Consider the following 11,828-nt stretch of genomic DNA (forward strand, 5'->3'; position numbering starts at 1 on the left):
GAAGGATTACGAAGTGGCCGTCTCTTGTCACATGGATCTCACCCGTGCCAGCACCAGGGCTTGATCACCCGCACACCATCTCCCAGGACGTGAACCGCCGCCCCGAAGCCGCAGCGCTTCACGACGCTCCCGCTCCGTGCCGGACAATCCCCCGCTTCTGTCTGAGTACCTCATACCTCCAGGCTGTCACCTGGGCAAACAGTGCAGACAAGCACCCCCGGACAGCCCGTGACGCCCAACTTTCTTCATCAGTACGGTCAAGGGCTTGGCTACCTGACACCGGCAACAAGGTCCTGACTCGACTGCTCATAGACGTGGGTCGACGGAGTTGCCTACATGGAAGCATGGCCAAACAACCACATGAGGGCCTTCTTCCGCGCCTGGTCTGATCCCACTTGGCCCCACCTCTGCTCAATCCGATGCAGGATCTTGGGAAGTGAGATAAGGGCGCTCCTGGTCAAACCAGTCCAGGCTCAGCCTGGCTCCTGTGGTCAGCTCGATCGTCGCCAGCGCCGCGGCTCGCCAGCTCTTCCCGTTCCTCCATTTGAAGTGCGGCGCCATGGCCGCCAATTCGGGCCAGCGTGCCAGATTCGGCTCCTGTGCCCACGCCTCCGAGTACATGGCATCGACCATCAGGAGCAGCTCTCCATCGGCAGCGAAGGCGACGCGGTTGTTGGCGTTCACGTTCCAGTAGACGCTGTAGGCCCGGGCGCCGACACTGAGACGTGGAAGCGTCGGCGGATAGACGCCGTGGCAGCCGTTGTACTCGAACAACACGGTCACCGGGCCGGATTGGCCCACTAGCATCGCCCAGGCGGCCTCGTCGGAGTAGTCGTCCTCGAAGCGTGCCTTCTCGTGGATCTCATGCTTCGCGCCGCTGCTCACTCGTTCCCCGATCTCGGCGAGCGTGAGTGGCTCCCCGTCGTTAGAAACAACGACGGTCCAGCAGATGCCCGTCTCTAACCAGCTGTCCTTAAGAAGACGTCGGTAGTAGCGGTACATATCGGCGTCTGCAGGCCGCTCATCGCTCATGTCGTGAGACTCCGTCACTTCGGGTACGCGGAGCTCAGGATCTTCGCAGACGGGTGAGACAGAACAGGGGCTCATCAGCAGCCTCTCAGGAACCCTCTCCGGCACATCGTCAGGGGCGGCGACGGAGGCGGTAGATCCCGTTGCTGTACGGGCACGGAAAAGGCCCTCCGGGATCATCCCGGAGGGCCTTTGACCTGCTGTGCGGCCGGAGGTACTCGAAACCCCAACCTTCTGATCCGTAGGTCCCCGAACGTCCTCCAGGACCGTTCAGACCAGTTCACCGTGAAGGCTGCGAGCAGTCCGGTTGTTCAGATCGATCCGCTGATGTTCGCTACCGTCCGCCTCGGTGGCTCCCAGGCTGGCTCCTGGAAACAGGCTTGCCAGTGCCTGCGTGAGCTACTCGTCCTTCTCACAGTGATCCGCTCGGAAGCCCGCCCTGGCCGGTCATCCCGCCGCCGTCTCCCCTTTAGGGAGCAGGCCAGGGACAGGGGTCAAGGTGGAGCGCCCTACGTCCGAACGACCTTGACCCCTGTCCCTGTCATCCGCCGACAGTGCTGATTACATCGTGATCATGCGTGCCGGTCATTGACCGTTGCGCAACTCACGTTCGCGCTCTCACGCTTGCCGTTCTGGTTCTTGAGCACCCATATGCCCTTTTCATTGAAGCGGATCCATGCCTCGTCATCGTTAAGTCCCCGTATCCAGCCAGCGGACACACCACCGAATATCCGCACGCCCTTGTCTTGGTCCAGGAACTGGATATACCCCTTGCCTTCGCCTGATCCGTGAACTTGGTTGGTGATCACGTCGTTCACGTCGACCTTGTCAGCAAACACGGTTCCCCAGGCTTGTCCGGCCCCCTTACGCACGTTCAGGCCTTCCTTGGGGAAGCTGATCCATCCGTCGTCAGCGCTTCTCCCCTGCACCCACTCGGCATTCACACCGTTGAGGTCGGCCCTGTCAGCGTGCACGGTTCCCTGCCCCCCGGAGTTGGAGAAGATCTCTGCCCCTGTGCCGGTGAAGGTGACGCGCCCCTTGTTGGCCGTCCCCTGGACCCAGGGGGTATCGATGCCACTCGTGGCGGTGAGGGTTTCCAGGACGGGGTAACGCACCTGAACGGTCGTGGTGAGGAAGTGCTGCTTCTGAGTAGTGGGGTCGGTGGCGACCAAGATGTAGGTGGTAGCCCGCTTCGGGGCATCGGCTGGCGCCCAGGTACGTGTGCCCGGAGCGATGACTGCATGCCCGCCGGGGAACCGGATCTCATAGCTGAAGTCGTTGGACCCATCCCAGCTCAGCGTGAGGTTTTCTCCGGCGTCCAGCATGGCCTTGTCCGGGCGGAAGTCGCGCGGTGCCGGAATCTCCTTGGGAGCGGCCTTCACCACCGGCACCGCCGCGTGGCTGGTCTGCCATCCTCTACTGGTTTTGGTGGTCTCGGTCACTGTCAGCACGGCTACCCCGGCGGTGGGAGCGACGGCGACGTTCTCCAGTGTCAGCAACATGTAGTCACCAGGCGCGAAACCTTCTAAGCGACCGCTCTGGGTGGTGACCTGGAAGACGTCGGTTCCTTGTGGCTGGACGATCACCGGCTGGGTGGCCGCCTGGGGGCCCGACTGGGTGTCGGTGTACTCGCCCCTCGGCTTGATCGTGCTGATGTCCCGGGTGAGGTGGCCGGCGCCATCACCGACGGGTACCTTCACCTCGATCCTCAACCAGGGCACCGTCTGTCTGGTGTTGGTGACCATCAAATACACCGTCCCCGTAGACGGGAGTCGCCCGTCCACTGACGCCTCCAGAGATGTCGGGTCGGTGAGGATGGTGTAGGTCAGCGCAGTCAAGGTCACGGCTCCTTCTCTTGGCAGACAGCACAGGTCGATGCCCTGCGTACTACGAGAGGCCTAGGCCGGGCAGAACAGGCGGCGGCACGGGTGAGGCATCTGGAACCCGCCGCTTGTGACGCACCGCAGAAGATCACCCCTCCTAGATCCAAACGCCAGGGTGAGAGCACAACAAGAGCACTCAAGGGGGTCATAACGGAGCGCTTCGGCAATATCCTCAGCACCTTGACAAGCATTTGGATCATGCTCTACTGGCAGCGCTGCGGACACCTGCCAGCCGTGACAAGTGCGGTGATTATGTCCGTACTGGAACGACGTCTGGCCCATCCGCGACGTTCGGTGGGCCGGGGCTGAGTAGCCGAGTGGGGCAGGCAACAGCGTGGAGGTCCTGCACCGCACGTACGAGAAGTGCCTCATAGGGCACAACGAGATCGCCATACGCCGGATCAGTGACGTTCTGCGCCCCGGACCGCGGGAACTCATTGGGAAAGATCAGCCGGAGGCAGCCGACGACAGCCGGACGCCGGTAACTGATCCAGAACACGAAAAAGCCCAGGTCATCATCACGATGACCTGGGCCTTTGCACTGTGCGGCCGGAGGTACTCGAAACCCCAACCTTCTGATCCGTAGATCCCCAAACGATCTCCAGGACCGTTCAGAACCGTTCGCCCTGCTGCTCGCCGGGCATCCGGCCGTTCAGATCCATCCGGCTCAGTTCATGACTGTCCATCCGAGTGGCTCCCAAGATGGCTCCCCGAAATGCGATCGACTTCTCCAGCACCACCTCGGCATACTCGTATCTCTGCCTGGGATGTTTACTCGGCTACCGTCTCCGGCGTTGACCATGGAGAACGAGAACATGTCGATACCGCAGCTCCCTGACGGCCTGCTCGCCGAACTGCTCGACTGGGACGAGAGCTCCTCCCACGAGCATTTCGACGCGATGGACCGGCTGTTCGAATCCCTCTCCACCCCCGAGGAGATCATGGCTCTGGCCCAGAGCTGGTGGTCTGATGCGGATCAAAGCGTACAAGCACTCGGATTCGATCTGCTGGCGGTTCAAGCACTCGACTTTTCCTGGCACGTCCCGCCCCTGATCGAAGCGGCGAACGCCCTACCGCTGGACACGGCCCACGATGCAGTGCGCTGGTGCGCCGCCCACGCACTCGGCGTGGTCTGCGACGAACGTGTGCTGTCTCCGCTTCTGCGATTCGCCGGCGACCCGGATTCTGATGTCCGCTGGCTGGTGGCACGCGGGAGTCCGGCCGGGATCGAGCTGCTTCCCGAGGATGCGGTCCAGGTGCTGCTGAAGCTGATGCGCGATCCGGACGCCCGGGTACGGGACTGGGCCACCATGATGCTGGGCAGTCGCAGTGAGAACGATATGCCGGAGATCCGAGAGGCCTTCGTCGAGCGCCTAGAGGATACGGAGGAGGATACAGCGGGCGAGGCCGCGGTGGCCCTGGCGATGCGGCACGACGCCCGGATCCTGCCCGCGTTGAAACGCGTGCTCGCCACTCCAAGCGTGGGCAACCTCTATGTTGAGGCCGCAGCGGAGCTGGGTGATCCGCAACTCCTGCCGCTGTTACAGAAGCTCAAGGCCGAGGGCTGGCAAAATGACGAGCCGCGACCCCGCGTCCTTGATCAAGCCCTAGAAGCCTGCACGCCACACACACCTCTGCTCACCTGATCTCTCCGCCTGCATCGTCCCCTTCCCAAGGACAATCGGTGGGTACGGCCCCGATACCCAAACCGCATTAGCAGCTCTGATCTTGACCGTTCAGATCAGTTTCACCTGGACCAACAGGCGCGGCCGGTCCTTCCGGAACGGAGTTGAACGGGGCTGGATTGCAACTAGAACTGCAACTAGGAACCGGCTGTTATGGGCAGGCTGATCCCGGTGATGCGCGCGATCCCGATAGGGGCTCGGGTCTCGTGCATGGTGATCGCATCGCCTGGCTTGAGATGTCGCCAGTGTCCGAAGGTCAGGGGAAGCAATCTCACCGACCCGCACCCGCCCGGCTCCAACGGATCACGACCTTCGACCCAGAGGCGGGCGATGCCGAGCAGGGGTTCGTTCTCGGGTGTAAGGAGGTCGATGTCCCACATGGCCGGAGCGCTCTGCGGAGAGGTACGGGGCTTGTGCAGCCTCCGTCCTCGACGCTCGTGAGGCAGAACACGGAGATCATCTCGTTGAGATATATCGGACTATTCAGGCAAATGTATAAGTACCGCCGCTATCTACTACGGGCAAAGCGTTGGTCATCAGCAACCATCCTCGCGAAAGAACCGCGACGGCGTCCCAAGGGACGAGACGTCGACTTACGTCACCAGCGGCATGATAATTGATCTTCACGGAACAGGGAGGGAAGGGAACCAAGGGCCCCCCTTGAGGCGTTCTCTCCAGTATGGTGACCCATGCTACGCCAGAAGGCCGAGTTAATGGGACAAATGTGGACATAGTGCCCGATGGTATCGCCAGAGTGCTGTCCGATCTCGGAGCTCGGTTGTTGGAGATCTACAAGGTTCAACGGGACAACTCGTTCTATGATCAGCAGAAGCTCCTGGCGGACCTAAAAGAAGAAGATGCAAGACATGTTGGCGTGCAAGCGTCAACAGAGCAATATCGACAGGAAGAAATAGGCGTCCTTATAAAGTCCGCTCTGGCTACTCCAGAAAAAATCTTGGAGAAATCTCTTTTTCTGCCCTCTGCAGATAAGGTTCGTTCCATCGCTGGACAAGCTGCGATACAGCGGGGTAAACCTATTTTGCTTATTGCTCCGTTCTCTGAGGGATTAACCGAATTCAAGGATGTCGACGCATCATTCCGGATATCCCTAAGACGCAACTGGCTGAATCAGCCTTGGCAATCAGACATGATACCCATGGATGGACTTCTAGGACGCCCTTTAAGCGGTACCGACTTAGATGTTTCTTTAATTCGCCAAACACTCTCGAATATTCCTATTGTTCTAGTTTACGGCGAGATGCAAAGAAATCGTCGAATATGGGCGTCAGTAGTGGCATGGAATATAGCTGAATCGACGGAGCAATCATTAGTGCATGTGACGCTCCCTCCATTTTCTATTCCTTCCGCTAGCGCTGGCTTCGACAGTCTTTCTCCAACACAACGCCTTGAGTTTGAAGACGCTTTGGGTAGAGCCATAGCTATAACTGTAGGAGTCTTCGGTGAGTGGCACCATCTACTTCGTTATGGTCGCACTCCGCGACTCCACCGTCTCCTACCAGTCGAGATGAAGAACGAACGTCGATCTATTGCAGCTGGATTTGCCGCTGCTTACGACTTGGCTGTGGAGAGAGGCGTAGTTCATCTTGGAGATGCACGCATTGAACAGGCTGAAATCTATCTCGAAGCTAATCTAGTCGATAGATCGATCAAAGCAGCCCGAGAGGCACTGGAAAAATTCAAAGCAGAAAATATTCTGATATCGGAGGAACAGCGTGTGCGCGTACGCAAGGTGGCAAGCATCCTCCGTGAAGCGCAGGACATCGAAGGACATGTTGAGGCTCTCGAACTACTAGAGATAAGCGCCAAAAGAGCTGTACTCGAAGCGTTTGGATGGGGTGAGTAATACATGGAAAAGCGTATAAAGGTGGTTGCAGCCATCGACTTTGGCACGCACGGAACTGGTTATGCCTGGTCAGTGATTAGTGCCGCCAATGACGATATGCGAGGCCGGCAAGTTTTTTGGAATAATCAATGGCCTGGCCAGCCTGTCGCTTACCCGAAAAACCTCACAGCTCTACTGCTCGACGAAGAAGGCGAGGTAGTGGCATGGGGATTCGAGGCCAAGCGTAAGTGGACCGGAATAAGAGATAAGATAGAGCGAGACAAAACCCTCTTTGCTCGCGCATTCAAGATGGAGTTGGCCGGGGAAGAGAGCAATCCCGCCGTAGATGTGAAAAGCAGAAATATCAACGCACACGTTCTCATAGAGAAGTATCTTAAACTTATCTATGAAGAAGCACTAAAGAACATAACGGCGAGCGGATATGTTGAAGAAGAAATTCGTTGGTGTCTAACAGTACCAGCGATTTGGAGCGACTATCAGAAACAAGTTATGCGCGAGCTTGCTGTAGCAGCTGGCCTTCCCGGTGATCGCAAAAGACTGTTACTGGCGATTGAGCCTGAGGTTGCCGCATACTACGTGCGCGTATCCGGGGTACGTACGATCGGAATGAGTGGAAAACGTGCAAGTCTAATGACGCCAAGATCCCGCTTCATCGTGGTGGACTGCGGTGGCGGAACGGTAGATATCACAGCATATAAGTCTGACGCGCAAAATAATCTACAGGAGATCGGGAATGACTGGGGAGGGAAGTATGGCTCTGAATATGTAAATATGGATTTTGTTATGCGCATACTTCAGAACCGCTTTGGATCCTACGATGCGCTGCAGCGAATTCAAGAGGAATGTCCGACTGAGCTTCTGCGTATAGTTGACGCCTGGGAAAGCGAAAAGATACATCTAACCAGCGACCGAGAGGAGGATATCTTTCTACCTCTTCCTGCTGCAATTGATCGACAGCTGACTGATGATGTCAGGGATAGAATTGCAACGATCCAGGACGGGGTCAGTGACACCATCGTTGTTACGGCAGAGGAAGCAAGAAGCGCTTTTGATAGCGTCATTCCAAATATTTTGAAACTCGTCGACAAAGCGCTCCACGAAATGCGAGTCCAAAGACGAAATACGCAAGGTGAAGAAATAGTTCTACTTGTAGGCGGGTTTGGCGCGTCGGCATATCTTCAGCAAAGGTTGCAGGCTCATATAAAAGGACGGGCTCAGCTAGCTGTCCCCGGCGATCCTAAAGTAGCTGTCTTATTGGGTGCTGTGCATTATGCCTATTCGCCGCAAACGACTGCTCGAAAAACGAAGCTAACTTACGGCTGTGAAGTGAATGGGGTATTTAGAGAAGGAATCGATCCCCAGAGCCGACGAATCACCCTTCCTAACGGTGCAGCACGTTGCGCTGGCAGGTTTGATGTATTAGTTAAAGCTCGCGAGTTGGTACCCATTGACAGGGAAGTAGTCACCAGCTATACACCCACCTATCCTCATCAAACTGCCCTCAGTATAGAAGTGTATTCTAGCCCTAATCAGAATCCTGTATATGTGGAAGACTCAGGAAATAAAAGGCTTGGCTCACTGTATATTGACCTTAAGCAAGTGATGCACTTAGCTCAAGACAAGCGCAGCGTAAAAGTTTATATGCGTTTCGGCGAAACAGAGATACATGTTCGTGCTCAGATAGCTCATACTGGCGAATCAGTTGAAGCTGACTTACAGTTCGATCCCACTTACTGACACTTAGGAGGCATGCATGGAAACGCAATCCGGAGATAATTATGAGTGGGAAAACTTCTCTCAAGAAAATTCAAAAGACCGGCTGCAGGATCAATTAGTGCCCTTCATGCTGGGCGCTGCAAATGGGCTCTCTGGAATTTTATCCCATGAGTTGGTTGAAACATATTCTTTGTTACGAGAAGAGATTAGGAAACAAACACATCGCCTCCATGAACTCGAGAATGAGAATAATGTACTTCATTCTCGAGTAGATGAGCTTTGGCAGTTATTTGAAGGGGTTGATGCTCGGTTAGCCCAACTGCTAGAGAAAAGAACCGTGCTACGAGAGGATCTGACGTCAGCCGATACTGCTGCGCATCTAGAGAATTCTCAGATATATCGTAATCTCGTAGAACAGCGAGTTCAGGCACTGGTAAGGCGCGGTCTAAAGCGTGGCTCAGAAGATCGGCGATTTGAAACTATAGCTAAGGTGATGAGTGCGGTCTGTAGATGGCTGCTCCTCCCAGAGCTAGACAGAGACAAGATTCAAGGAGCTTTTAAGGGCCAGCATGACCCATCGTTTGATGGGATGGTAACTGATGTCTGCGAGCAAGCTCTTAAGATCCGTGGCGTAGCACAATCAGCGGCTGGAGAGCAGTCGTGGATGTGGGATTACGAAGCTGGTGCTTTTATAGATCCTTCCTTCCAAGATACATGGTCGTCATGCGATTCAGAGCATCCAATCAAGTTTTTAATCGCTCCAGCGTATGTTGTGGATAAGCAAATCTATTGCCCTCAGATTGTCTTCACCGGCAAAGGTAAGTGACTGAGGAAAATAAAACGACGCTGCGGATACAGGGGCTATTTACTAACGGGAGCTTTCCAGCGTTCAGGGTCAGCCTTCCATGCGCGAATCGCTTTTGGAGCGCTCACCAGGAACCATTGGATCAGCGCTTGCTTCTCTTCGGGGAGATTCTGTAGCGATGTAGATATGCTCCATAGTTCGCTTGTCTGCTCAGCGCAGGTTAGAAGCCATCGACGCATCTGGCCGTAGCTGGCTTCACGCCGAATGCTTGCTGAGAGTCTGAAACCTAGGCGCCGATTTTTAGCTCTTATTGCTTCGCCCGGCAGTTCTCTACACAGCGTTATGAATTCAATAAATCGGTGATGCGCTCCTTCAAAGTCTTGATTGATGACTGACCACGCTGTTCGGTCCGCGGCGGATTCAAGCGCAGTGGCCTCGGCCATGTATCGATCTTCCACTCGCGCGCGACGCTCTCCACGTACTATGTACAACGCTACAAATATGGCTATGATCGCTCCTAGAGTTGCGCCACCAAAATCTCCTAAAATTACATCCTTCCATACATCGATATCTTGATCGGGTGTTTGTACATAGATGGTCGGTGCCGAGGTAGGCACAATTGTTTGAGTTACAGTTACTGTCGGAGCGGGAGTAGGGGTGGGAGGAGCGTATATCAGCATCAGTCGCAACTCACATTTGATTTGGGCTGACGGGAGCGGTAGGACCAAGACTTTTCCGCAAAGGACCAGCAGGAGCTTTCCTCTTTTATTGGATGCATGAGCCGTGGCAGGTAGTATATATAACCAGCAAGACAAACGGCGGGAATTACACCCTATCTCTACTAGCATGGACCAATCCGTTACGGATTAGATATTGACCGTGATAGCAGTGAAAAAGATCGGGCAGTGTCCTCAGCTTGGGCAGTCTCTAACACACCTGGTCGCTGAGCTAGGAAGACGCTGACCTGCGGGGAGCGCTTCGGATGTTCGTGATTCCCCTTGAGTTCACCTTGCTCCCTTTGCTGACGGGCACGCCCTGAGAACCCCGTGCGGACGCATACACCTTCCCGCCGGATCTTCCCGTCTGCCTCGTCCCACCCCGGAGGGGCAACAGCTCGAGGACGGAGGGTCAAGGTCGTCTTCGCGTGTACGTCAGCCGGTAGACGTTCCTCGGCCATGGGATGCCAACGGTCACAGACGGCCTCGATCCGGGGGAGTCGAGATGTTGGGCTTGCCTGGGACGTGGCAGGCGGGAAGATCCGGCCCCACCTCAGCCGACTACGTTTCTGCGTTCGACAGTCTCGATCATCCCGGAGCGGAGTCCCCTCGCTGGAGGCGTCAGCTTCGAAAGAGCCGGATAAGCGCGATGGCTATCACCACGGGGATGACGACCGCTGATACAAGTACGAGAAGAATGAAGATCCCGAACGGAGAGTAGATCACGGCCTGCTCCTGTCGACAGGCTGATCATATGCATGCCCAGGAAGCGGAGCGGCGGCGGGCCGGTGGTCGGCGAGCGCATCGGCTACGGCGGGCGCGCGGGTCGGTGGACGGCCCGGGGCGCCGCCGGCCGGGACCGGCGCCCACGCCGCACGCCCGGGCGGCGGACGGCAGAGGGCCGGGTACGGCGGCGCGGCGCGCCGCCGCTTGATACCCATGAGAACAATTCGGCAACTCGGTGACATGCGCTTAAGAGCCCGATTCCCTGGCGCTGGCAACAGGGTCCTGACTCGACTGACCATAGACGTGGGTCGACGGAGTTGTCTCCATGGAGACATGCCCAAACAACCGCACCTCAGTGACAAGGCGTCGGCGTCACGGCTTCAGTCGGCCGCCGACCGCAGTGGCGATCCGAACCTGAAGGCAGCCTCCCAGCGCATGCAGTCGGTTGCTGATAAACGAGAGCACCATCAGCGCCAGCTGCGCAGTCGGTGATCCCTCGTTGAGGCTAAGGGTGCTCCACGTCGGCGGGGCACCCTTAGCCGAATTATCGGCTATCTACCGTTTCTTAGATCTCTTCTCCACAGTACGAGGGGGAGAGCCGCATGCTCCTTTGTCATATTTCAGGATGAATGAACTCTCCGTCCCTAGTGTCCAAGCCACATGAGAGACAAGACATGGTCCCTTCGTTGCCAGGCACCAGGTCATCCGAACCGCAGGATGCGCACACCATCTCCGTCATGCCTCCTATGAGACACCCTCGTCAGACCTTGTCCACACGAAGTGTCCGGCTCCATGGCGCTTGATGTGATCGGACGATCCCTGTCTGCTCCTACCCGTGTACGACAGGGGCCTTGGCCGGTAACTTCGCTGTGTGGCTACCAACGATGAGCAGACGCGCTGGATCGTGCACGGTGAGCGGCTGATCTACGACAACCGGTGGATCCGGCTGGGGCTCGTTGATGTTGCGATCCCGGATGGGGAGCGGTTCGAGCATCACGTGGTGCATCTGGATCGGGCGGCCATCGCGGTGGTGGTCGATGAGCAGAACCGGGTGCTGTTGATGTGGCGGCACCGGTTCCTGGCCGACCGGTGGGGTTGGGAGCTGCCTGGTGGGCTGGTCGATGCGGGTGAGGACGCCATGACGACGGCCGCTCGTGAGGTGGAGGAGGAGACGGGATATCGGCCCAAGGAGATCGAGCACCTGATCACCTACCAGCCGATGGGCGGCATGGTCGACTCAGAGCACAATCTGTTCCTCGTGCGGGGTGCCGAGCTGGTCGGAAGTCCGACCGGGGAGATCGAGGCCGATCCCCTCCCTGCCAAACTAGACAGAGGTAACAAAAAGGTACATAACTCTGTATCGAGGGCGGGGAAGGAGACATCCCTTCGTGGGAGCACGACAAC

General features: G+C 57.0%; 9 protein-coding genes. 5 read left to right on the forward strand and 4 right to left on the reverse strand.

The annotated features are described in order from the left end of the window. Positions 1-411: 411 nt before the first annotated feature. The 3 genes from AB0J58_RS42325 to AB0J58_RS42335 all read right to left on the reverse strand — a co-directional run bounded on the left by AB0J58_RS42325 (position 412) and on the right by AB0J58_RS42335 (position 3,652). Positions 412-1,032, reverse strand: coding sequence for a DUF6461 domain-containing protein (locus tag AB0J58_RS42325; protein ID WP_364226957.1), 621 nt, complete (start codon positions 1,030-1,032; stop codon positions 412-414). A gap of 569 nt (positions 1,033-1,601) precedes the next feature. Continuing rightward, the gene (locus AB0J58_RS42330; RefSeq protein WP_364226958.1) at positions 1,602-2,867 is read right to left on the reverse strand and encodes a hypothetical protein; all 1,266 of its coding nucleotides are present in this window, start codon (positions 2,865-2,867) and stop codon (positions 1,602-1,604) included. 656 nt (positions 2,868-3,523) lie between these two features. Beyond that, complete coding sequence (locus tag AB0J58_RS42335; RefSeq protein WP_364226961.1) at positions 3,524-3,652, reverse strand: hypothetical protein; 129 nt, start codon at positions 3,650-3,652, stop codon at positions 3,524-3,526. Between the two features lie 60 nt (positions 3,653-3,712). Between AB0J58_RS42335 and AB0J58_RS42340 the strand changes: the two genes are divergently transcribed. From AB0J58_RS42340 to AB0J58_RS42355, 4 genes are all read left to right on the forward strand, one after another. Then, complete coding sequence (locus AB0J58_RS42340) at positions 3,713-4,558, forward strand: HEAT repeat domain-containing protein (RefSeq protein WP_364226976.1); 846 nt, start codon at positions 3,713-3,715, stop codon at positions 4,556-4,558. 820 nt (positions 4,559-5,378) lie between these two features. Continuing rightward, a complete protein-coding gene (locus AB0J58_RS42345; protein WP_364226963.1) occupies positions 5,379-6,461 on the forward strand; it encodes a hypothetical protein in 1,083 nt (360 codons plus the stop codon). A 3-nt stretch (positions 6,462-6,464) separates the two neighbouring features. Continuing rightward, complete coding sequence (locus AB0J58_RS42350; protein WP_364226966.1) at positions 6,465-8,198, forward strand: hypothetical protein; 1,734 nt, start codon at positions 6,465-6,467, stop codon at positions 8,196-8,198. Between the two features lie 16 nt (positions 8,199-8,214). Then, the gene (locus AB0J58_RS42355; protein WP_364226969.1) at positions 8,215-9,003 is read left to right on the forward strand and encodes a hypothetical protein; all 789 of its coding nucleotides are present in this window, start codon (positions 8,215-8,217) and stop codon (positions 9,001-9,003) included. 35 nt (positions 9,004-9,038) lie between these two features. On the opposite strand, the gene AB0J58_RS42360 is transcribed toward AB0J58_RS42355, so the two are convergent. Continuing rightward, positions 9,039-9,662: a hypothetical protein gene (locus tag AB0J58_RS42360; protein WP_364226971.1), complete on the reverse strand. Its 624-nt coding sequence runs from the start codon at positions 9,660-9,662 to the stop codon at positions 9,039-9,041. A gap of 1,633 nt (positions 9,663-11,295) precedes the next feature. Between AB0J58_RS42360 and AB0J58_RS42365 the strand changes: the two genes are divergently transcribed. Further along, a partial coding sequence (locus tag AB0J58_RS42365; protein WP_364226974.1) for an NUDIX hydrolase occupies positions 11,296-11,828 on the forward strand: 533 nt, incomplete at its 3' end.

The organism is Streptosporangium sp. NPDC049644 (assembly GCF_040675205.1).
In the GTDB taxonomy this organism is placed as follows: Bacteria; Actinomycetota; Actinomycetes; order Streptosporangiales; family Streptosporangiaceae; genus Streptosporangium; species Streptosporangium fukuiense.

Coding starts and splice junctions, on each gene's coding strand:
- AB0J58_RS42360 (WP_364226971.1), bottom strand. CDS start 9,662: ATGCTGATATACGCTCCTCCCACCCCTACTCCCGCTCCGACAGTAACT.
- AB0J58_RS42350 (WP_364226966.1), top strand. CDS start 6,465: ATGGAAAAGCGTATAAAGGTGGTTGCAGCCATCGACTTTGGCACGCAC.
- AB0J58_RS42325 (WP_364226957.1), bottom strand. CDS start 1,032: ATGAGCGATGAGCGGCCTGCAGACGCCGATATGTACCGCTACTACCGA.
- AB0J58_RS42355 (WP_364226969.1), top strand. CDS start 8,215: ATGGAAACGCAATCCGGAGATAATTATGAGTGGGAAAACTTCTCTCAA.
- AB0J58_RS42340 (WP_364226976.1), top strand. CDS start 3,713: ATGGAGAACGAGAACATGTCGATACCGCAGCTCCCTGACGGCCTGCTC.